Annotated in this window: 20 protein-coding genes and 4 tRNA genes; 6 read left to right on the top strand and 18 right to left on the bottom strand. The window is 39.8% G+C overall.

The window, feature by feature from the left end; translation table 11 throughout:
* Positions 1-50: 50 nt before the first annotated feature.
* A complete protein-coding gene (locus HMPREF2750_RS00645; protein ID WP_049376356.1) occupies positions 51-911 on the bottom strand; it encodes a phosphoribosylaminoimidazolesuccinocarboxamide synthase in 861 nt (286 codons plus the stop codon).
* A gap of 220 nt (positions 912-1,131) precedes the next feature.
* Between HMPREF2750_RS00645 and prfC the strand changes: the two genes are divergently transcribed.
* Entirely contained in the window at positions 1,132-2,715 is a 1,584-nt protein-coding gene (gene prfC, locus HMPREF2750_RS00640; RefSeq protein ID WP_005695711.1) for a peptide chain release factor 3, read from the top strand.
* A gap of 35 nt (positions 2,716-2,750) precedes the next feature.
* The gene (locus tag HMPREF2750_RS00635) at positions 2,751-3,281 is read left to right on the top strand and encodes a hypothetical protein (RefSeq protein ID WP_070582185.1); all 531 of its coding nucleotides are present in this window, start codon (positions 2,751-2,753) and stop codon (positions 3,279-3,281) included.
* Positions 3,282-3,345: 64 nt separating this feature from the next.
* Here the strand turns inward: HMPREF2750_RS00635 and HMPREF2750_RS00630 are convergent.
* The 7 genes from HMPREF2750_RS00630 to gloB all read right to left on the bottom strand — a co-directional run bounded on the left by HMPREF2750_RS00630 (position 3,346) and on the right by gloB (position 6,746).
* Positions 3,346-3,420: transfer RNA gene (locus tag HMPREF2750_RS00630), tRNA-Gln, on the bottom strand.
* Positions 3,421-3,467: 47 nt separating this feature from the next.
* A tRNA-Gln gene (locus HMPREF2750_RS00625) sits at positions 3,468-3,542 on the bottom strand.
* Positions 3,543-3,569: 27 nt separating this feature from the next.
* Positions 3,570-3,654 (bottom strand) — tRNA-Leu (locus tag HMPREF2750_RS00620).
* 5 nt (positions 3,655-3,659) lie between these two features.
* Positions 3,660-3,736, bottom strand: a tRNA-Met gene (locus HMPREF2750_RS00615).
* A gap of 123 nt (positions 3,737-3,859) precedes the next feature.
* Entirely contained in the window at positions 3,860-4,603 is a 744-nt protein-coding gene (locus tag HMPREF2750_RS00610; protein ID WP_070582184.1) for a phosphodiester glycosidase family protein, read from the bottom strand.
* A complete protein-coding gene (gene hemA / locus HMPREF2750_RS00605) occupies positions 4,587-5,909 on the bottom strand; it encodes a glutamyl-tRNA reductase (protein ID WP_070582183.1) in 1,323 nt (440 codons plus the stop codon). Before hemA ends, HMPREF2750_RS00610 begins: the two co-directional genes overlap by 17 nt.
* 135 nt (positions 5,910-6,044) lie before the next feature.
* Positions 6,045-6,746, bottom strand: a complete 702-nt coding sequence (gloB, locus tag HMPREF2750_RS00600) for a hydroxyacylglutathione hydrolase (protein ID WP_070582182.1) — start codon at positions 6,744-6,746, stop codon at positions 6,045-6,047.
* Positions 6,747-6,756: 10 nt separating this feature from the next.
* Between gloB and HMPREF2750_RS00595 the strand changes: the two genes are divergently transcribed.
* On the top strand, positions 6,757-7,473 hold the full coding sequence (locus tag HMPREF2750_RS00595; protein WP_070582181.1) for a class I SAM-dependent methyltransferase: 717 nt from the start codon (positions 6,757-6,759) through the stop codon (positions 7,471-7,473).
* On the opposite strand, the gene HMPREF2750_RS00590 is transcribed toward HMPREF2750_RS00595, so the two are convergent.
* Positions 7,474-7,812, bottom strand: a complete 339-nt coding sequence (locus HMPREF2750_RS00590) for a YegP family protein (RefSeq protein WP_049381360.1) — start codon at positions 7,810-7,812, stop codon at positions 7,474-7,476.
* A gap of 179 nt (positions 7,813-7,991) precedes the next feature.
* On the opposite strand from HMPREF2750_RS00590, the gene ycaO reads away from it, so the two are divergent.
* Positions 7,992-9,755, top strand: a complete 1,764-nt coding sequence (gene ycaO / locus HMPREF2750_RS00585) for a 30S ribosomal protein S12 methylthiotransferase accessory factor YcaO (protein WP_070582180.1) — start codon at positions 7,992-7,994, stop codon at positions 9,753-9,755.
* A gap of 153 nt (positions 9,756-9,908) precedes the next feature.
* The gene (gene gyrA / locus HMPREF2750_RS00580) at positions 9,909-12,554 is read left to right on the top strand and encodes a DNA topoisomerase (ATP-hydrolyzing) subunit A (protein WP_070582179.1); all 2,646 of its coding nucleotides are present in this window, start codon (positions 9,909-9,911) and stop codon (positions 12,552-12,554) included.
* Between the two features lie 98 nt (positions 12,555-12,652).
* On the opposite strand, the gene HMPREF2750_RS00575 is transcribed toward gyrA, so the two are convergent.
* From HMPREF2750_RS00575 to sstT, 6 genes are read right to left on the bottom strand one after another with little or no spacing between them, the layout of a single operon-like run.
* Entirely contained in the window at positions 12,653-13,210 is a 558-nt protein-coding gene (locus tag HMPREF2750_RS00575; protein WP_070582178.1) for a TorD/DmsD family molecular chaperone, read from the bottom strand.
* 24 nt (positions 13,211-13,234) lie between these two features.
* Positions 13,235-13,840 carry an NAD(P)H-dependent oxidoreductase gene (locus HMPREF2750_RS00570; RefSeq protein WP_070582177.1) on the bottom strand — a complete coding sequence of 202 codons (606 nt, stop codon included), beginning with the start codon at positions 13,838-13,840 and terminating at the stop codon, positions 13,235-13,237.
* Positions 13,837-14,292: an NfeD family protein gene (locus tag HMPREF2750_RS00565; protein WP_070582176.1), complete on the bottom strand. Its 456-nt coding sequence runs from the start codon at positions 14,290-14,292 to the stop codon at positions 13,837-13,839. The genes HMPREF2750_RS00570 and HMPREF2750_RS00565 overlap by 4 nt, the downstream gene beginning before the upstream one ends.
* Positions 14,293-14,344: 52 nt before the next feature.
* Positions 14,345-15,259: an SPFH domain-containing protein gene (locus tag HMPREF2750_RS00560; RefSeq protein WP_049366068.1), complete on the bottom strand. Its 915-nt coding sequence runs from the start codon at positions 15,257-15,259 to the stop codon at positions 14,345-14,347.
* Positions 15,260-15,304: 45 nt separating this feature from the next.
* On the bottom strand, positions 15,305-16,753 hold the full coding sequence (gene modF / locus HMPREF2750_RS00555; protein WP_070582175.1) for a molybdate ABC transporter ATP-binding protein ModF: 1,449 nt from the start codon (positions 16,751-16,753) through the stop codon (positions 15,305-15,307).
* 58 nt (positions 16,754-16,811) lie between these two features.
* Positions 16,812-18,053, bottom strand: coding sequence for a serine/threonine transporter SstT (sstT, locus tag HMPREF2750_RS00550; RefSeq protein WP_070582174.1), 1,242 nt, complete (start codon positions 18,051-18,053; stop codon positions 16,812-16,814).
* Between the two features lie 272 nt (positions 18,054-18,325).
* On the opposite strand from sstT, the gene HMPREF2750_RS00545 reads away from it, so the two are divergent.
* Positions 18,326-18,775, top strand: a complete 450-nt coding sequence (locus tag HMPREF2750_RS00545) for a LexA family protein (RefSeq protein WP_083304569.1) — start codon at positions 18,326-18,328, stop codon at positions 18,773-18,775.
* 78 nt (positions 18,776-18,853) lie between these two features.
* Here the strand turns inward: HMPREF2750_RS00545 and HMPREF2750_RS00540 are convergent, their stop codons facing one another.
* From HMPREF2750_RS00540 to aceF, 3 genes are all read right to left on the bottom strand, one after another.
* Entirely contained in the window at positions 18,854-19,405 is a 552-nt protein-coding gene (locus HMPREF2750_RS00540) for an NlpC/P60 family protein (protein WP_070582173.1), read from the bottom strand.
* Between the two features lie 162 nt (positions 19,406-19,567).
* Entirely contained in the window at positions 19,568-20,992 is a 1,425-nt protein-coding gene (lpdA, locus tag HMPREF2750_RS00535) for a dihydrolipoyl dehydrogenase (protein ID WP_070582172.1), read from the bottom strand.
* 91 nt (positions 20,993-21,083) lie between these two features.
* Positions 21,084-22,982, bottom strand: a complete 1,899-nt coding sequence (gene aceF, locus HMPREF2750_RS00530) for a pyruvate dehydrogenase complex dihydrolipoyllysine-residue acetyltransferase (RefSeq protein ID WP_070582171.1) — start codon at positions 22,980-22,982, stop codon at positions 21,084-21,086.
* Between the last annotated feature and the right edge of the window lie 77 nt (positions 22,983-23,059).

The raw sequence follows: 23,059 nt of genomic DNA, 5'->3' as shown, positions 1-23,059 counted from the left end.
ATCCATAAAAATCCCTGCTATTCTAAAGCATAGCAGGGAGTTTGTTAATGTTATTTTGTTAATAAATCCAACGCCTCTTGATATTTAGCCACTGTTTTTTCAATCACTTCTTTTGGTACTTTAGGCGCTGGCGGTTGTTTATTCCAACCACTTTGCTCTAACCAATCTCGTACAAATTGCTTATCAAATGAGGGCGGATTTGTTCCTTCTTTATAAGTATCAACTGACCAAAAACGACTAGAGTCTGGTGTTAATACCTCATCCATTAAAGTTAGTGTGCCATTTTCATCTAAACCGAATTCAAATTTAGTATCACAAATAATAATACCTTTAGTCAGCGCATATTTGGCAGCCTCAGTATAAAGTGCAATGGCTTTTTCTCTCACTTGTGCCGCTAACTCTGCGCCAATTGCTTTTTCACATTGTTCATAGCTGATATTGATATCATGATTACCTACTTCTTCTTTACTTGATGGCGTAAAAATCGGTTCAGGTAATTTACTTGCCTCAACTAACCCTTCCGGTAATTTCAAACCACAAATGGTACCTGTTTGCTTATAATCTTTTAGCCCGCTACCTGTTAAATAACCACGCACGATAGACTCAATTTTAATTGGATTCAAACGTTTGCAAACCACTGCGCGATCTTTTACTAAATCAGCTTCCTCTTTTGGTAACACATCATAAACTGAATCGCCCGTAAAATGATTCGGCATAATATGGGCTAACTTATTAAACCAGAAATTGGAAATTTGAGTCAGGATTTCACCTTTACGTGGGATAGGATCATCTAAAATCACATCAAATGCGGACAAACGGTCACTGGCTACCATTAACATCCGTTTATCATCGATCTCATAAAGATCACGCACTTTCCCTGAATAGATTTTTTTTAGACTAAGTTGTGTCATTGTTTGCACCTTTTATTATAAGAATAAAAAATCGGCGCGTATTATACCGCACTTTTCGCGCAAACGTTTGCTTTTTTTATCAAAAATTTTTAAAGAAAAGAAATGACAGAGTCATACACCTAAATAAGCTATAGATAACAAAAGAAAAACAATTTAATTTGAGCTCAATCTGAAAATCAGCGACAATACAGCATTATTTAAAACAGAAGAAACAAGACAAATGAGTTATCCATTAGAAGAAGTGAATAAACGTCGCACATTTGCGATTATTTCCCACCCTGACGCGGGTAAAACCACCATTACCGAAAAAGTATTGCTATACGGCAATGCCATTCAAAAAGCAGGCTCAGTAAAAGGTAAAGGCTCTGCACAGCATGCAAAATCTGACTGGATGGAAATGGAAAAACAACGTGGTATTTCCATTACCACTTCCGTGATGCAATTCCCTTACAATGAATGCTTAGTGAATTTATTGGATACACCGGGACATGAAGATTTCTCGGAAGATACCTACCGCACTTTGACGGCTGTGGATAGCTGCTTAATGGTTATCGATTCTGCAAAAGGGGTTGAGGAACGTACTATTAAATTAATGGAAGTGACCCGTTTACGCGATACGCCAATTATCACTTTCATGAATAAACTTGACCGTGATATTCGCGATCCGATGGAATTATTAGATGAAGTGGAAAGCGTATTAAAAATCCATTGTGCGCCGATTACTTGGCCGATTGGTTGCGGTAAATTATTTAAAGGGGTTTATCATTTATATAAAGATGAAACCTATCTTTATCAAAGTGGCCAAGGCTCGACCATTCAAGAAGTACGAATTGTGAAAGGCTTAAATAGCCCAGAATTAGACGCTGCTGTAGGTGATGACTTAGCCCAACAACTGCGTGATGAATTAGAGTTAGTAAAAGGTGCAAGTAATGAATTTGATTTGGATTTATTCTTAAGTGGTGAATTGACGCCAGTCTTTTTCGGTACTGCATTAGGTAACTTTGGTGTCGATCATTTCTTAGATGGTTTAACCGAATGGGCGCCTGCACCACAAGCTCGTCAGGCTGACACGCGTAAAGTCTCAGCTGAAGAAGAAAAATTCAGCGGTTTCGTGTTTAAAATCCAAGCCAATATGGATCCAAAACACCGCGACCGCGTGGCTTTCCTTCGTGTAGTTTCTGGCAAATATGAAAAAGGCATGAAACTTAAACACGTGCGTATTGGTAAAGATGTGGTTATTTCCGATGCACTCACCTTTATGGCAGGAGATCGTACCCATGCTGATGAAGCCTATGCTGGCGATATTATTGGTTTGCATAATCACGGCACAATTCAAATTGGCGATACCTTCACACAAGGTGAAGATCTCAAATTTACCGGTATTCCAAACTTTGCGCCTGAATTATTCCGTCGCATTCGTTTGAAAGATCCTCTTAAACAAAAACAATTGTTAAAAGGCTTAGTACAGCTTTCTGAAGAAGGTGCTGTGCAAGTTTTCCGCCCATTAAGCAATAATGATTTAATTGTTGGCGCGGTCGGTGTGTTACAGTTTGATGTGGTCGTTTCTCGTTTGAAATCAGAATATAACGTTGAAGCCATTTACGAAACTGTCAATGTCGCAACGGCTCGTTGGGTAGAATGTGCGGATAACAAAAAATTTGAAGAGTTCAAACGTAAAAATGAGCAAAATCTAGCATTAGATGGAGGGGATAATCTCACTTATATCGCACCAACTATGGTAAACCTAAACCTTGCACAAGAACGTTATCCTGACGTCACCTTCTTTAAAACAAGAGAACATTAATTCACTATTTTCTATCATTAACAAAAGGAAAAATCATGAAAAAATTGATGCTTATCAGTACAGCAGCATTACTACTTTCAGGCTGTGTAAACACCGAGCTATCAAATGCAGGAAAAGCTTATAATCCACAAACTGATGCACGTATCCGTCTATACGGACAAAATGGTCGCTATACCGAGATGGAAGTAAAACAGGATGGAAAAACAGAAAAAGTGAATGTTGGAGGAAGCATTGGACAATCTTTCAGCTCATTACTCTATCTTAAAGGGAATGAATCTATTGGCATGCCAAGCTCTAGTGCAAGTATGAATCCTAGTCAATTCAATGAAATAGGTTCTGGTACTTTTTTTAAAGAATTTATAATCCCATCAGGGGCTGAAATCACTCTACAAAGTGAAATTATTACACCCGATGGTGCTAATTATATAACCAATCATCAGTTCATAGTACATGAACATTGCCTAGGCAAAAAACTTATATTCACCCCCAAAGCAGGTAAAGACTATGAAGCATTACCCGCAGCATCAACAGCTCAATGTAATTTAACTTTAGTAGAATTAAAATAAATCAATATGAAAGGTCACCACAAGGTGGCTTTTCTTTTATATAAAAGAAATAGAGAAAATAAGATGGCTGGGGTACTAGGATTCGAACCTAGGGATGCCGAGATCAAAACCCGGTGCCTTACCGCTTGGCGATACCCCAACTGAAATTCTTTGATTGGAAATAAAGAAGATTTTATTTAGATAGTATGGCTGGGGTACTAGGATTCGAACCTAGGGATGCCGAGATCAAAACCCGGTGCCTTACCGCTTGGCGATACCCCAACTACTATTTGACTGCAAGCTGATAAATGGTGCGGGACGAGGGACTTGAACCCACACACCTCTCGGCGCCAGAACCTAAATCTGGTGCGTCTACCAATTTCGCCAGTCCCGCAAATTTGGTGGCTACAGCGAGATTCGAACTTGCGACCCCAACATTATGAGTGTTGTGCTCTAACCAACTGAGCTATGTAGCCATCATTTGCTTTACCTTATCGGCTTTGCGGGGCGTATTATCCTGATTTGACCTATTCTCGTCAATCATTTTTTTGCAAAAAACGGATTTTTTGATTTAGTTGATTATAAATAAAACGCTTTTGCTATTTTTTGTTCACATCAAGAACGGAGATCATTCCAACAAAACGCTTCCAATGCAAGGTGTTAAATTGCCCTGGAATGTACCAATTAGATATTGTTCCATCAAGATATAAGGCGTCATGACAACCTATTTTCAGCAAACCTTGGCTTAAGGTATAAAGGTTAGGCTCACCTTTTATCGTCATCAAGAAAAGTAATTCATTTTGTTTTGTCAAACACACTGCATTACGCTTATGATAGCTTTCTAGGCTTGCTCGAAATTGTGGATTCATTTTTCCATGAATAATTAACATCGGGCCTGATTGCAACGCAAAATCTGGTTTGAGTTTGCTTTTCTGATACGCGGCGGTTGTTAAAATGTAGGGTTTATTTCCAGCAATGGCGAATACCCCATTAGGCTGCACATGGAAATTACCTTTGCCTGCTTTTGTATTTAACGCATTGAGCTCTTTTCCTTGCTCAATCCATAACCCTGCAGGTACATTATTCATGCTATAAATACCCGCATTCATGATCATTTTTACGTTATAGCTATCTTCTAAGGCATTTTTGAGACGCGTTAAACTTTGATAATCGTTACCTTCAGCATCCTTCCAATGTAGCTGAACTTCTTCAGGTTTAGCTTGGAAAATCCCGTAAGTAATATTGCCATCATTAAAGGTTCGATATTCTGCTAGGGCTGATACACTCATCAATAGCGATAAGCCACCTAAAAGTGCGGTCAAAAATCTAATCGTTTTTTTCATTTAAAGGATGGGTTAAATGCAAAGCATTGGAAAAGGCATGCAAACCTTCCGCATTACCGGATTTCATCATGGCTTGCATGGTTTGGGTTGGTGCATGAATGAGTTTATTCATTAATTTATAACTTAATTCTTGCAAAATTTTTTCAGCATTCTCACCTTGTTGAATTTGGTGTAAGGCTTTTTCGAGTAATTCTTGTCGAGTATTCTCCGCCTCATCACGATAATGACGAATCAAATTAGAGAACTGATGAACCTTCAACCACTCGAAGAAATCCGTGCATTCTTGTGTAATGATGTCTTGCGCTTGCTCTGATGCTTGCTCACGTTGAGAAAGATTGCGTTGAATAATATCTTGCAAATCATCTACGGTGTAATGATACACACTTTCTAATTCCGAGACGTTTTCATCAATATCACGCGGCACCGCAATATCCACCATTAAAGTCGGTTTAAATTGGCGTGCTTTTTCTGCAATTTCAGCCATTGCTTTGGTGATTAAAACATTCGGACTGCCTGTTGAGCTGATAACTATATCCGCTTGATTTAGTGGAGTTTGCAACTCTTCAAGAGAGTACACCTCAATCGGCGTATTGGAGGCTAAAGTCTCTACCAACTGTTCAGCGCGAGATAAAGTGCGGTTAGCAATCATCAATTTTTTTACACCATGGCGTAATAAATGACGGCTTACCAATTCAATGGTTTCCCCTGCCCCAACGAGCAAAATTTGTAATTCACGTAAAGATTCAAAAATTTGACGTGCCAAACTACAAGCTGCATAAGCCACCGATACAGCGCTTTCACCAATATTAGTTTCAGTGCGTACACGTTTTGCCGTAGCAAAGGTTTTTTGGAACAAACGAGAAAGCGTGCTCGAAAGTGGAATATTCGCCGCTTGATAATAATCTTCACTGATTTGGAATGCTTGTTTCACCTGTCCTAAAATTTGCGGCTCACCCAAAATTAATGAATCCAAACCACAGGCCACGCGCATTAAATGATTCGCTGCTTGTTGATTTTGATGTGTGTAAATACTCTTATTTAATTCATCGACAGAAAGCTGATGAATATTAGCAAACCAATTTGTACAGTTCGTTTGCCATTGCTTACACTCTTGGGGTGAAATTTGACGATGGTGAAGATAAATCTCTGTACGGTTACAGGTAGAAAGAATAACCGCACTTTCTGCCAAATCTTGTTGGTGAATTTGTTGTAAGGCAAGCTGCCGCTTTTCTTCAGAAAAAGCGACTTTCTCACGAACAGCGACAGAAGCCGTTTTATGATTAATGCCAAGAACAAGAAGGGTCATAAAAACCTAATAAAAACAACCGCACTTTTATGAATATGCGGCTTAAGTAGAAAGTAAAAGTTTCGCTATTTTAATGAATTGTTGAGAATTGAGCAAATTTCAAGAGAAAAAACTCAAACAAATAACTAAAATGAGTTAAAACTTATCTTTAGCTAAACGCCATCTTGTAAATTCGTCTAAATTTTTTGCTTGTAAAAACGGGTTAATTTGTTTCTCTAATCCAATTGTTGTTGGCAAACTCGGTTTACCCTCTGCTCGATAACGTTCCACTAAAACACGTCGATTTTCAACCGCACTTTTATCCGCCAATATGGTTTCCGCAAAAGCTAAATTACTCAGCGTATATTCATGAGCGGGACAAACCACGGTTTCATTAGGTAATTGATTAAAACGCTGCATAGATTCAAACATTTGAGCAAAATCTCCCGTAAATACGCGACCACAGCCCGCAGAAAATAACGCATCGCCGCAAAATAGATGCGCATCCACCAAATAGCTGACATGCCCTGCCGTATGACCACCGCTTGGCAAAACTTCAATATGATAATGTGCTGTATTAATCACGCCACTATCCATAATGTTGGTTGCCCCTTTATTTGCACATTCTGTTGGGCCGAAAACAGGCACATTGGGATAATATTGCTTAAACTCCGCAACACCTTGCACATGATCATCGTGATTATGGGTTAATAACACCGCTTCTACGTCTAACTTATTCGATTCTAAATACGGAATTAAACGGGTTATTTCTGGGATATCGATCACAATTACGGGGAAATTTTCTCGTCTATAAAGCCAAATATAGTTATCATTGAGTGCAGGAATAGGAACTAGCATAAATTACCTTATGAAAATAGGATTAACATTGAATTGGAAAGCCAAATGGCACAAACCACTTCTTTCACCTGAAAGTTGGCAAGTGTTACCACAAGGTGAAGCCTATTGTAACGTATTAACACATTATTTTGCCCAATGGACACCAAAAATTTTAGGCTATCAAATTCTGAAAGTCGGTGCATTAAGTGGCGAAATTGCCTTTGACTTGCCTTTACGTCATCAAATTGTATTATCTGAAAAAACAGCGCATTTTCCTACTGCACTTTTAAATGAAAGTGATAGCTTGCTCCAAGCATCGCCATTAACCTTACCTTTTATTGAAAAAGAAATGGATGCCTGCTTGTTGGCAAACACCTTAAATTTTGCGCAAGACCCTCATCAAATATTACGTGAAGCACATCGCGTTTTAAAGGATGACGGCTGGATGTTCATCACGTTATTTAATCCGCTGAGTCCCTTGCTTTTCAAACCGAAATTAGGCGAATTTAAGTTCCGACAATATGCTACTTGGCGAGTGGTTGACTGGCTATCATTATTAAATTTTGATGTGATTGCAGAAGAAAGACTATCCATAAAACAAGAAAAGAGCACGCTCTGCTCTCCGCTCACTGTGATCATTGCCCAAAAACGAACTTATCCGTTAACACTGAACCCGGAGAAAGCGTGCTCAAAAATGCCGGCGTTTTTAGAGCCGGCAGGTGCATTTAAAGAAATCAGAACAGAATGATTATTCTGTTACTTCTTTGATTACTGCAGAAGATGCATTATTCATTACAGACTCAACGCCTTTTTCTGCTGCAGCTTGAGAAGAATAATATTGGCTACGGCCAATTTCTTGGTGGTTAGCCGCTTTTAAAATGAAGTAAGGTTTGTCATTTTTCGCTACGCGATATTCAAAGTTTTTCGCATCCACACCATTTTTTTGTACTGAAGCAATACCGTTTTCAGCTGATGCTTTTGTTTTATAAAGTTCGCTAGTTAAAATAACTTGTCCGTTTGCTGCTTTTAAGTTGAACATAAATTGTCCGTCTTTAGCCACTTTTAATTCATAAAACCCTTGAGCCATAATGTCTCCCAATTGATTGATTTGTTTATAATTTTACCTACACAGAAAATGCCTTTCTGCGCCAAGCTAATTTACCCTTAAAAATCAGGGAAAACAAGAGCTAAAGCGTATAAATTTTATGCTTGATTAGCCCACTAAACTCCCCTATGATGCGGGAGCTTTTTATAACAGGAACAATTATGACTGAACAAACATTTATTCTCGGCAAAGATGCCGCACTTGAAGACAGTATTTCAAAATTTCAACAAAAATTGACCGCACTTGGTTTCAATATCGAAGAAGCCTCTTGGCTTAATCCTGTGCCAAATGTCTGGTCTGTACATATTCGTGATAAGGATTGCCCACAATGTTTTTCTAACGGCAAAGGCGCGAGCAAAAAAGCTGCGTTAGCATCTGCATTAGGTGAATATTTCGAGCGTCTTTCCACCAACTATTTCTTTGCTGATTTCTATTTAGGACAAGAGATTGCTAATGGTGATTTTGTCCATTATCCCACTGAAAAATGGTTTCCAATTGAAGATGAAGCCCTTTTACCAGAAGGGATTTTAGATGATTATTTATGGGATTATTTCGATCCAAATCAAGAGCTAACCCCTGAATTGCTTGTGGATCTGCAATCCGGTAATTACGATCGCGGTATTGTCGCGATGCCTTATGTGCGCCAATCCGATCAAAAAACCGTCTATATTCCACAAAGTATCATTGCGAATTTGTACGTCTCTAATGGGATGTCCGCTGGTAACACAAAAAATGAAGCACGAGTGCAAGGGCTTTCAGAAGTTTTTGAACGTTACGTAAAAAATCGTATTATTGCAGAAGCAATCAGTCTTCCTGAAATTCCAAAATCCGTGATGGATCGTTATCCATCTATTCAAGCCTCTATTGAAAAATTAGAGGAAGAAGGCTTCCCTATTTATGCCTTTGATGCGTCACTAGGTGGCAAATATCCTGTCATTTGTGTTGTGTTGCTTAACCCAAATAATGGCACTTGCTTTGCTTCTTTTGGTGCACATCCAAACTTCCAAGTGGCATTAGAGCGTACCGTAACGGAGCTTTTACAAGGTCGTAGCTTAAAAGATCTCGATGTATTCTCGCCTCCATCATTCAATAATGATGATGTGGCGGAGCATGCCAATCTTGAAACACATTTCATTGATTCTAGCGGTTTAATTTCTTGGGATTTATTCAAAAATACGCCAGATTATGAATTTGTAGATTGGGATTTCTCAGGTTCAACGCAAGAAGAATATGAAAACTTGATGGCAATCTTTAATGCGGAAGAAAAAGAAGTCTATATCATGGATTACAACCATTTAGACGTTTACGCTTGCCGCATTATCGTACCAGGCATGTCTGATATCTATCCTGCTGATGACCTCATTTATGCCAATAATAATATGGGTATGGACTGGCGTGAGATCTTATTGGATCTACCACATCATCATCATGATGCTGAAACTTATGAAGAATTATTGGCAGAATTAGATGAGCAAGATATTGACGATGCCACTCGTGTTCGCGAATTTATCGGTATCGTTGCACCAAAAGCAAGCGGTTGGACAACATTACGTGTTGGCGAGCTTAAATCCATGCTTTACTTAGCTTTAGGTGAATTAGAATTAGCCTTAGATTGGGCAAACTGGACGATGAATATGAATAGCTCTGTGTTTACGCCTGAGCGTGCAAATTACTATCGTGCCTTAATCAGCATCATTGAATTACATTTAGACAATACTCGCGATCCACAACAATATCGCACTGTATTTGAAAGAATGTATGGCAAAGAAGCCGTTCAACAAGCTTGGGCTACGGTGGCAGAAAAAGGTAACCCGTTCTATAACTTGCCAGCCAGCGATGAAACGCTTGAAAACTTCAAAGAACACCAAGCTTTACTCGGTGCCTATGCTAAATTACAAAGAGCCAAACGAGAAAATTGTAAATAGACGATTTTCTCTCAATCATAAGGCAGACTTAATGTCTGCCTTATTTATTTCCGCATTAAAAAAACGCTTTAAAATCAACCGCACTTTTCACACAAAAACGCTTAAATTTATGCTATAATCCGTCACAATTTTTTGATCAAAAAAGGAATAAAAATGACGGATTCAATCCATTCCTCTATTACCCCAGTCAATATTGAAGAAGAACTCAAATCTTCTTACCTTGACTACGCCATGTCGGTGATTGTTGGGCGTGCTTTGCCCGACGTACGTGACGGTTTAAAACCGGTGCATCGACGTGTGCTTTTCTCCATGGATCAATCTGGCATCACTGCCGGCAAAAAATACGTAAAATCTGCCCGTGTGGTAGGTGATGTAATTGGTAAATATCACCCGCACGGTGATTCTGCGGTGTATGACACCATTGTGCGTATGGCACAGCCGTTCTCATTGCGCTACATGTTGGTAGATGGGCAAGGTAACTTCGGTTCAATCGACGGTGACGCGCCAGCGGCAATGCGTTATACCGAAGTCCGTATGCAAAAAATTACCCAAGCGTTATTAACTGACTTGGACAAAGAAACCGTGAATTTCTCGCCAAACTATGATGGCGAATTAATGATTCCGGATGTATTACCAACCCGTATTCCTGCACTTTTAGCAAACGGTTCTTCCGGTATTGCGGTGGGGATGGCAACCAACATTCCACCACACAACTTAAATGAAGTGTTAGATGGCTGCTTGGCTTATATTGATAACGAAAACATCACCATTGATGAATTAATGCAATATATCCCGGGCCCAGACTTCCCAACAGCGGCATTAATTAATGGCCGTAAAGGGATTGAAGAAGCTTATCGCACGGGGCGCGGCAAAGTGTATGTTCGCGCTCGTGCTAGCGTAGAAACCACAGATAAAGGCAAAGAGCAAATCATTGTGACCGAATTGCCTTATCAAGTGAACAAAGCCAAATTAGTGGAAAAAATTGCTGAGCTTATCAAAGATAAAAAAATCGAAGGCATCAGCAATATTATCGATCTTTCTAACAAAGAAGGGATCCGCATTGAAATCGACATCAAACGTGATGCTGTAGGCGAAGTGGTATTAAATCACCTCTATGCGCTTACCCAAATGCAGGTGACCTTCGGGATCAACATGGTGGCTTTAGATCACGGTCAACCACGTTTATTCAACTTAAAACAAATCATTGAAGCCTTTGTGATGCACCGTCGCGAAGTGGTGATTCGCCGTTCTTTATTTGAATTGCGTAAAGCCCGCGAGCGTACCCATATTTTAGAAGGTTTAGCGGTTGCAACATCAAATATCGATGAAATCATCGACATCATCCGTCAATCGAAAGAGCGTAAAGAAGCGGCAGAAAAATTAATTTCTCGCCCTTGGAAACTCAACAATGAGATCTTAGGCTTACTTGATGCAGCGGCACGCCCAGCTGAATTAGCCGCTGAATTTGGTATTCAAGGTTCTGATTACTACCTTTCTCCAGAACAAGTTGATGCAATCTTAGAACTTCGCTTGCACCGTTTAACCGGTCTTGCTACCGAAGAGGTGATCAATGAATACAAAGAGTTATTGGTTAAAATTGCAGAACTTCTCCACATCATCAACAGCCCTGAGCGCTTGATGGAAGTGATTCGTGAAGAGCTTGAACAAGTACGCACTCAATTCGCGGATGAACGTCGTACCGAAATTACTGCGGCTTCCGGTGATATTGATTTAGAAGATTTAATCGCTCAAGAAGATGTGGTAGTGACCCTTTCTCACGAAGGTTATGTAAAATATCAACCACTTACCGACTACGAAGCACAACGTCGTGGTGGTAAAGGTAAATCTGCAACGAAGATGAAAGATGAAGACTTCATCGAAAAACTCTTAGTGGCGAATACTCACGATACGATTCTCTGCTTCTCTAGCCGTGGTCGCTTATATTGGTTGAAAGTCTATCAATTACCACAAGCTAGCCGTGGTGCACGTGGTCGTCCAATTGTCAATATTCTACCGTTACAAGAAAACGAGCGTATCACCGCAATCTTGCCAATCTCTGCTTATGAAGAAGATAAATTCGTCATCATGGCAACCGCTGGTGGTATTGTGAAGAAAATTGCGCTAACCGAATTCAGCCGTCCACGTTCAAGCGGCATCATCGCCTTGAACTTGCGTGATGAAGATGAATTAATCGGTGTGGATATCACTGATGGTTCTAACGAAATCATGTTGTTCTCCTCTCAAGGTCGCGTAGTGCGTTTCGCAGAAAGTGCGGTCCGTGCAATGGGTCGTTTAGCAACAGGTGTACGCGGTATTAAACTTGCCCTTACTAATGACATCGCTGACGATGAAAGTGCGGTCGAAATTGAAGATGTTTCTGACGATAATGCAGAAGAAACACTCGATCTCAACATCGATAAAGTCGTATCCTTAGTTGTGCCGAAAAATGATGGTGCAATCCTTACGGCGACACAAAACGGTTACGGTAAACGTACACAATTAAGCGAATACCCAACCAAATCGCGTAATACCAAAGGGGTAATTTCGATTAAAGTGAGCGAACGTAACGGTAAAGTCGTTGCAGCGACACAAGTAGAAGAAACCGACCAAATTATGCTTATCACTGATGCAGGTACCTTAGTGCGTACTCGTGTAAGTGAAATAAGTATCGTTGGCCGTAACACCCAAGGGGTTCGTTTAATTCGTACCGCAGAAGATGAGCACGTAGTCAGTCTTGAACGTGTTTGTGATGTGGATGATGAAGACGAAGGCACTGAAGATGTGACTTCTGAAGAATAATTGGTCTTCCATTAAATAAAAGCCCCGCGTTTTGATTCGCGGGGCTTTTTTATTGGCATCTAAAAATCTCTTTTAGAGCTCTATTCTATTGATGAAAACTACTCGCCTTCTTCTAATTCATCAGCCATTGCCGCAAGAATTTCACGGGTTAAATACGCCAATGAACGATAGAAAGGAAGTGTTGCATAAGTTTCCACTTGGGTTAAGAATTTCGCTGCACAAGGTAATAAGAAATCACCGAATAAATCTTGTTGAGCAGATAGCGATTCCGTGTTGTCTTCTAACCAAGAAGCCGTAAGCAATAACAAGGCAAAATGATCCACATTCTCTGCTTCAGGCACATTACGCGCATGACGAAAATCCACAAAACGTTGTACATCCATATCATAACTTGAAATAGCCTTTGGTACGTTACCGTTTGGTCCAAACAATTTTTGATATTCTTGATCAAGCAACGTTAAATCAATTTTCATTTGTAAATTATCAATGGCCGCTTCGCTTTCTTTATCCGTAGAAAGTGCCCACACTTGACTTAAACCTTGTTGCTGCAACCAATCAAATACCCCACTCAAAATGGGATCCGTAGGGCTGCGATAAAATAAATTGCCAAATAGGCGGCTTATTAAAGAAAAATTATTCACTTGAGTTTCTGACATCTGTTTGCTTTCCTATGATTGTGCTCACGATTGAGCTAAAAGTGCGGTCAATTTTGCCGTTGTTTTTTCGGCGGCTTCATCAAGCATCGCTTGGCGAGCAGCATTATCGATAATATGAATATCACCGAACAAAGTGTAATCCACATTCTCAATACCACAATAATTAAATAAACCATTGATCAAACAATGATTGAGGGACTTATCCACGCCGTATTCTTGATATTTTGCTACGCTGCTACCAATAGTGATAAATTGTTGCATCGCTTTACCTTGAAGCAGACCTTTGGATTCGCCATTTTCTGTTTTATAAGCAAAACCATGACTTAATACACGATCCAAATAGCCTTTTAGCATCGCTGGAAAACCCATCCACCATAAAGGATAAACCATCGTAATCAAATCTGCTTGGCGAATAAAATTATGTTCCTGCTGAATTTCCGCTGGGATAATCCCTTTATTCGCCGATTGTAATTCTTCAAAGGAAATAATCGGATTAAATTCCATGGTGTAAAGATCGCGCAAATGGGTTTCAACACCAAGTTGTTGGCTTGCTTTTACAACGCGATCTACGATAGCACGACCAAAACTTTTTTGGCTATTGGGATGTGCAAAAATAATTAAATGATTCATTCTGTTACCTTTTTAACTAACAGTGTAATGCCATCAACGCGTTCTACCACCACTAGATCATTCACCGCTAAATGCTCACCTTGAATACGCCATGTGGTATCGCCAAAGGCACCACGACCAATCCCATTAGAACCAATTTCTAATACCGTGCCTTTTTTACCTAACAAAGTATGATCTCGTTGGTTTAAAGTTGTACGTGATTGGTCCTGATTATCTTTGCTATGTTGATATTTCCACCAGAGCAACGAGAATATAATCGCTAAAATCGCATAAAAAACAGCTAACACGGTTAAGGATAAACTTGGCACCAACGCCATCACGCCTGCCGTCACAATCGCAGCCAAGCCCCACCATAATAAAAACACGCCGGGTACAAGGGTTTCAGCAATTAACAATACAAAACCTAATACCAACCAATGCCAAACCGACCAAGTTGTTAACCAATCTGCCATATCAACTCCTTGAGAGAAAAAGTGCGGTCATTTTTAACCGCACTTTAGGAAATTACGCTTTTTTGTCGCCTTTTAACAGTTCAGCAATGCCCGCTACCGAGCCGATTAAATTACCGGCTTCAAGCGGCATCATGACCACTTTGCTATTTGGTGAACCACCGATTTGTTTTAAGGCTTCTGTGTATTTTTGTGCGATGAAGTAATTGATCGCTTTGGTATCACCGCTGGCAATCGCTTCTGATACCATTTGAGTTGCTTTCGCTTCCGCTTCTGCTGCACGTTCACGCGCTTCTGCTTGTAAGAAGGCTTCTTGACGCTCCCCTTCCGCTTTCAGAATTCGGGCTTGTTTTTCCCCTTCTGCACGTAAAATTTCTGCCTGACGAATACCTTCTGCCTCCAACACTTCCGCGCGTTTATTACGTTCCGCTTTCATTTGCGCATTCATGGAATCAATCAATTCTCGTGGTGGACGCACATCGCGAATTTCAATACGGGTGACTTTAATCCCCCAAGGATTGGTCGCTTCATCCACAATTGCCAATAAACGACCATTAATGGAATCACGTTGAGAAAGCATTTCATCCAATTCCATCGAGCCTAGCACGGTACGAATGTTGGTCATGGTTAAATTGATAATCGCCTGTTCTAAATGATTCACTTCATAAGCTGCACTGCGAGCATCAATCACCTGGACGAAACAAACCGCATCAATGGATACGTTCGCATTATCCTTAGAAATAACTTCTTGTGAGGGAATATCTAATACCTGTTCCATCATATTGATCTTACGACCAACACGATCCACAAATGGGACCACAAAGTTCAAGCCAGGCATTAAGGTGTGGGTATAACGTCCAAAACGCTCAATCGTCCAGTTATAACCTTGCGGTACAGTTTTAAGTGCCGAAAATAGCACTACAACAACTAATACAATAAAGACGATTGCGGCAATAGATAAGCCTTCCATAGATTGCTCCTTAATGATGAGGAAATATAAGAAAAGTCTATCAAATTAGACCGCACTTTGTACATAAATATATTTATCGTTTTCTCTTATAAATTCAAAAAGATGCGTAATGCAATTCGGGGCATCTAAATCTTGATGAGAAACAAATAAAAGCTGCGTTTCACTATTATTTACCAGTTGTTCGATAAAATGTTTTACTAACTTGCGATTTAACCCATCAAGCCCTTGAAAAGGCTCATCTAAAATTAAAACAGGCGGATGTTTCACCATCGCTCGTGTGATTAAAAGCAAACGTTGCTGCCCCCAAGAAAGTGAACGAAATGGCGTTTTTGCTAAATGAGTTAGATTTAAACGAGCTAACCACTGCATGGCTTTCAAACGAATTGCCTCTGGCACCTGTTGATAAATCCCTATACTGTCAAAAAAGCCCGAAATAATGACATCCAATACAGAACAATTCACGCGATAATCTAAATGCAGTTGGCTACTTACGTAACCAATTTTTTGTTTAATATCCCAAATCGTTTCGCCTGAACCACGTTGTTTACCAAAGATCACCACATGATTAGCAAATGCTTGCGGGTGATCACCTGTAATCAAAGAAAGTAAGGTTGACTTTCCTGCACCATTTGGTCCTTTAATCCACCAATTTTGATGAGGTTGAACAACCCAGTTTAAATGCTCCAAAATGACTTTATCGCCATACTGGACCGTGACATTTTTAAGCTCAAAGTGCGGTTGGTCTTCAGGTAGTTTTAGTAATGGTGAGGCTGGTTCAGGCAAAGCCACATCAACAGATTGCTCCGCATAAACTAATTGTTGATAAATACTTTGTTGCTCAATAGATTGGCGTTCACCTTCTAATACTAACTCTAAATTTTCCAACATAGCTAAATGAGTCGCTTCAGCCGGAATATCAGCTAGACGATTAACGATCAGAACGATTGCACATTCTTTTTTTAGTTCGTTCAGCATCGCCATCCAATCTTGCACAGATTGCTGATCTAACCCTTCAAAAGGTTCATCTAAAATTAATAGGTCGGGCTTTTGTAATAACGCTTGTGCCAATAACACTTTACGCGTTTCCCCGGTGGAAAGTTTGATAAAGAAACGCTCTAAGAGATAAGTAATCCCTAATTTTTCTGCAATCTCTTCGCAAAAATCTAGCGATGAACTGCCATTTAAGATCATTTCCCTTGCGGTTTTACCAAAAAAATCTGGATCGGTATCATCATTATTTAAATTCTTTAATGTGGCTTCAAGAATTTCACGTTGTTTTTCAAAAGAGAAGGATTGAACCCGTTGAAAGGAATTATGATACTTCCCTTCCTGCAAAGACAATTCATTTTGCAAAGCGAGAGCAAACGCTGATTTTCCACTCCCATTACTGCCTACCACAACCCAATATTGTCGTGGCTCAATCGCAAAGTGCGGTAAGTTTAAGGTTTGTTTTTGATGAAGCTCAAATTTTGCTTGCTGAATTAAAAGTGTCATTCTCTTTCCTTTAAAAACAAAAGGCGAGCAATTTGCCCGCCTTGTCAGATTAATTTAATTAACCGTTTTTACGCTCTTCTTCCATACATACTGCCGCAGTAAATAATACGTCAGTTGAAGAGTTTAGCGCGGTTTCTGTTGAGTCTTGTAAGATACCAATCACAAAACCTACACCGATCATTTGTGCCGCGATGTCATCACTGATACCAAATAAGCTACAAGCTAATGGGATTAATAATAATGAACCACCTGCCACACCAGAAGCACCACATGCACAAAGCGCCGCCACAATACTTAATAACACCGCACTGATGAAAGATACTTCGATGCCTAATGTATGAACAGCAGCTAAGGTTAATACAGTAATGGTAATTGCCGCACCCGCCATATTGATATTTGCACCTAATGGAATTGCCACAGAATAGGTTTCTTCATCAAGATTTAAGCGTTTTGCTAATTCAATGTTTACAGGAATGTTTGCTGCAGAGCTACGTGTAAAGAATGCCGTTACACCACTTTCGCGTACACAAGTCCACACTAATGGATATGGATTACGGCGAATTTTCCAATAAACAAGAATTGGATTAAGTACAAAGGCAGTAAATAGCATTGTACCGATTAACACGAATAATAAGTGAACATATCCACCTAACGCAGATAAACCTTTGTCAGATAATGTTTCAGCCACTAAACCGAATACACCGAAAGGTGCAAATGAAATAATCACATGAACGATTTTAGAAATGCCTTCTGCAAAATCAGCCACCACTTGTTTAGTTGCATCTGATGCATAACGAAGGGCTAAACCTAAACCGATAGACCACGCTAAAACACCGATAAAGTTTGCTTTGAAAATTGCATTTAATGGGTTATCCACCACATTCAATACTAAAGCAAGCATCACTTGGCCAACAGATTGAGGCGCTGAACTCGCATCCTCTTTTACTGCAAGAGCTACATCTGATGGGAATGTCATACTTGCAATTACTGCAGCCACAGCCGCTAAGAAAGTACCCAAAAGATAAAGCACGACAATTTCTTTCATGTTGCTTTTAGAACCCACTTTCTTATTAGCGAGTGCTGCCATAACAAGGAAGAAAATTAAAATTGGTGCAACGGCACGCAATGCTTTAACAAAAATTTGACCGAGCACACCAAAGCTAGATGCAAGATCAATACCTGCTGAATTTTTTACACTCTCATTCACCAACGCAACAAGGATCCCGAGTACCAAACCAACGGCAATTCGTTTTACCAAATTACCTTGGAACAAAAAATGAAATAAACGTGATGTATTCATAATAGTTTTAAATGAAGATTAAGTTGAACTTCAGATCGTTACGATCCACCGAAACACGATAAAGATAGCTCAAATTTTATTTAAAAGAAAATTTTTTCTTTATTATTTTGCTAAAAAATTGAACTTTTTAAGCTAGGAATGAATTTTTTCTAAAATTTTCGCCTATAAAAAAATTTTTTCTATGCCCTATTGACATACTGTATCTAACCACAGTATATTACCCTGTATAAACAACCACTGATTAAAAACTCATTAACTAAAAGGAACACAAGATGATGAACTACGCAAATACAGTTGCACAAAATGATATGACGTTTTCTTATCATCCTATGCCATTTTTCAATGATGTTGAAAGTAAATCGACATTTAATAAAAAATTAGATCTCAACCTTTATTGCATCAAACGTCCACAACAAACTTGCTTTATTCGTGTTACCAATCCGAATATGCTTGCTTGGGGAATTGAAATGGGCGATATGTTAGTGGTTGAAAAAAATGACAGCCTTTTCATTGGTGATCTTGTCGTTTTAGAAAAACAAGACGAATTCCATATTTATGAATTTGCCGGCATAAGCGGTAATGAATTTGTATTCATGGCATTAGATTCTAAAGTGGAAAATATTAAAACAACACAATGGACAAACCTTCCATTAGTTGGCACAGTGACGAATACAATCCATCAAATGAAACCAAGAAGAGACTTAATGAAATTTGCAGCTTAAGTCTATAATCAGATAATCTAAATAAAGAAAAAGTGCGGTTAAAATTAACCGCACTTTTTTATTGAAATAAAATTGTCATTACATCACACGACGAGATTGTGTATAAGTTCTTGACCAGTAATCTTCATCTAATGAGCTAATTGTTACGCCCTGGCTTGAACTTGCATGCATAAATTGGTTATTACCAATATAAACGCCAACATGATTGTTGCGACGGAAGAACACTAAATCACCTTTACGTAATTCATGTTTTTGGATTTGGCGACCTAAATAGCGTTGTTCTGAGGTTGAACGTGGAAGTTCCATGCCGTAAGCATCGAGAAAAGCAGTTTGCATAAATGCAGAGCAATCAATACCATGTTTTGAAGTGCCCCCCATTCTATAACGAGTACCAACCCATTCGTTATAAACTTGAGCAAGCGCTTTATCACCAATTAAACCTGATTTAGGACGGTTAGTTCTTAATTTAGGGTAAACGCCCCCTTTTTTTCCATCTAAACCGGCAATCAGTCCAGTTAACTCAGCATCATCACTTTCACTAATCATGCCGTTTCGCGCCTGCCCCGAGTCGTTGGAACAGGCTGTTGTCAAAACAGCCAAACCTACAATAATCAAAATCTTCTTTAACATAGCTTTTAAATAATAAAAAAATATAAAAATAAAACTGGTCGGATTTTATCAAAAAGTCATTATGCCCGCCAGTTTTTATTGAATTTTTATGCAATTTTGTGAGTGGGATCTCAAAAAAATAAGGACTGCTCAATGAGCAGCCCTTAAAAGGATTAAATTTGATTATTTTTTCTTCGCTTTTGCATTTGGAAGATCGGTAATTGAACCTTCAAATACTTCAGCCGCAAGACCTACAGATTCATGAAGTGTTGGGTGAGCATGAATCGTTAATGCGATATCTTCTGCATCACAACCCATTTCGATTGCAAGACCGATTTCACCTAATAATTCACCACCGTTAGATCCAACGATTGCCCCACCAAGTATACGATGAGTATCTTTATCGAAGATTAATTTGGTCATACCTTCAGCACATTCTGAAGCAATCGCACGACCTGAAGCAGCCCAAGGGAATTTAGCCACTTCGTAGTTTAAACCTTCTTGTTTACATTCTTTCTCAGTTTTACCTACCCAAGCCACTTCTGGTTCAGTATAAGCAATTGAAGGAATGACTTTTGGATCGAAGTAATGTTTTTGTCCTGCAATCACTTCTGCCGCAACGTGACCTTCGTGAACACCTTTGTGCGCTAACATTGGTTGACCAACGATATCACCGATTGCGAAGATATGAGGCACATTGGTACGCATTTGTTTATCAACATGAATGAAACCACGCTCATCCACTTCAACGCCTGCTTTACCTGCATCAATCAATTTACCGTTTGGTGTACGACCGATTGCGACTAATACTGCATCATAACGTTTAGTATCGTTGCATGCTTTACCTTCCATTGAAACATAGATACCATCATCTTTTGCTTCAACTGCAGTCACTTTAGTTTCAAGCATTAACTTGAATTTTTTCTCAACTTGTTTGGTATAAATACCTACCACATCTTTATCTGCCGCAGGAATTACTTGGTCAAACATTTCAACCACTTCAACTTCAGAACCTAATGCATCATATACGGTACCCATCTCTAAACCGATGATACCACCGCCCATGATTAAAAGTTTTTTCGGTACTTCTTTTAATTTAAGTGCATCCGTTGAATCCCAAACACGTGGATCTTCATGTGGAATGAATGGTAATTGAATTGGGCGAGAACCCGCTGCGATAATCGCATTATCAAATTTGATTGTGGTTGGTTTACCATCACGATCACGTGCTACTAATGTATGTGGATCGGTAAACGCCGCTAAACCTTCAACAACGGTGACTTTACGTTGTTTAGCCATGCCTGCAAGACCACCTGTTAATTTAGCCACAACCGCTTCTTTACCTGCGCGTACTTCATCTAAATCAATGCGAGGCTCTGCGAAATACACACCATTTTTGCTTGCATGTTTCGCTTCTTCAATGACTTTCGCTACGTGAAGTAATGCTTTAGAAGGGATACAACCTACGTTTAAACATACCCCACCTAATGTTGAATAACGTTCAACAAGTACTGTTTCTAAACCTAAGTCCGCACAACGGAATGCCGCTGAATAACCTGCAGGACCAGCACCAAGTACCACAACTTGGGTTTTAATTTCTTTACTCATTTTTACCTCGTAAAAACGTTCAAATTTTTGACCGCACTTGCGATCCTTTCTGTAAGATGTGAGCCTAATCACTCACATCTTACCGCGTTAATTACATCACTAAGCGACGTAAGTCAGCTAATACGCCATTGATATAGCTTAAGAAGCGAGCACCATCAGCACCATCGATCACACGGTGGTCGAAAGATAATGACAATGGAAGCATTAAGCGTGGCTCAAATTCTTTACCATTCCATACTGGTAGCATTTCTGATTTAGACACACCTAAGATGGCCACTTCAGGTGCATTTACGATTGGTGTAAAGTGAGTTGTACCAATACCACCTAAGCTTGAAATGGTGAAACAACCACCTTGCATATCAGAACCTGAAAGTTTACCGTCACGTGCTTTTTTGGAGATTTCCATTAATTCACGAGAGAGTTCGATAATACCTTTTTTATTCACGTTTTTAAATACAGGTACAACGAGACCGTTTGGTGTATCTACCGCTACGCCAATGTTAATGTATTTTTTAAGTGTTAATTTTTGTCCGTCTTCAGAGATAGAGCTATTGAAACGTGGGAACGTTTCTAATGCTTTCGCTACCGCTTTCATAATGAACACAACTGGTGTAATTTTCACATCCAATTTTTGTTTTTCAACAATCTTATTCTGTTCTTTACGGAATGCTTCTAAATCGGTGATATCTGTGCGATCGAAGTGAGTAACATGTGGAATCATTACCCAGTTACGATGTAAGTTCGCACCAGAGATTTTGTTGATACGGCTTAATTCAACTTCTTCTACTTCACCAAATTTGCTGAAGTCAACTTTCGGCCATGGTAATAAGCCTAAGCCTGCGCCGTTTGCCACACCATTACCCGCTGCTGCAGAAGATACAGTGCCTGTTTCAAACGCTTTAACAGCAGTTTTCACGTAAGCTTGAATATCTTCTTTCACAACACGACCTTTACGACCCGTACCTTTTACGCGATCAAGGTTAATACCGTATTCACGCGCTAAGCGACGAATTACCGGTGTTGCGTGTGCATAGCCTGCGCTTGCTACAACTTGTTCTTGGCTTAAACCAGACACATTACCTGATTGTGCTGCCGGCGCTGCTGCAGGTGCTGCTTGAGGAGCTGGAGCTGCCGCAGCAGGAGCTACTGCAGGCGCTGGTGCGGCACCTGCCACTTCAAATTTCATAATTAATGAACCAGTTGAAACTTTATCACCTGATTTCACTAAAATTTCTTTTACCACACCCGCAAACGGAGCTGGCACTTCCATTGAGGCTTTATCGCCTTCAACGGTGATTAAAGATTGCTCTTCAGAAACGCTGTCACCAACGGCAACCATGATTTCAGTTACGTTAACTTCATCGCCACCGATATCAGGTACATTCACTTCTTTAATCGCTGAAGCTGTCGGTGCTGCTGCAGGTGCCGAAGCTTGTTGAGCAGGCGCTGCGGCTGGTGCTGCACCTGCCACTTCAAATTTCATGATTAATTTGCCAGTAACAACTTTATCGCCCACGTTGATTAAAATTTCTTTTACTACGCCAGCAACAGGAGCAGGCACTTCCATTGAAGCTTTATCACCTTCAACATTGATGATTGATTGGTCAACTTCAACGGTATCGCCTACTTTCACCATAATATCAGTCACATTTACTTCGTCTGAACCGATATCGGGTACATTAACTTCAACGACACTTGCAGCTGCAGGTGCGGCTGCCGGCGCAGGTGCTGCTGCAGCTGGAGCAGGTGCTGCCGCATCAGCCGATTCTAAAACAAGCATTGGTGTGCCAGTTGTGACTTTATCACCCACTTTTACTAATACTTCTTTTACCACACCGGCTTCTGGTGCGGGTACTTCCATTGAAGCTTTATCACCTTCAACATTAATAATGCTTTGATCTTCGGTAATGGTATCACCTACTTTCACCATCACTTCTGTTACGGTAACTTCATCACTACCGATATCAGGAATTTGAATTTGTTTTGACATGTTATCTTACCTTTAAAAAACGCAGTTAAAATCAACCGCACTTTATTTGTAGATGTTCCTGTGTGCTTTCACACACA

This window comes from Haemophilus sp. HMSC066D02, assembly GCF_001810545.1.
Lineage (GTDB): Bacteria > Pseudomonadota > Gammaproteobacteria > Enterobacterales > Pasteurellaceae > Haemophilus_D.
This window is presented reverse-complemented; position numbering and strand designations above follow the sequence as displayed.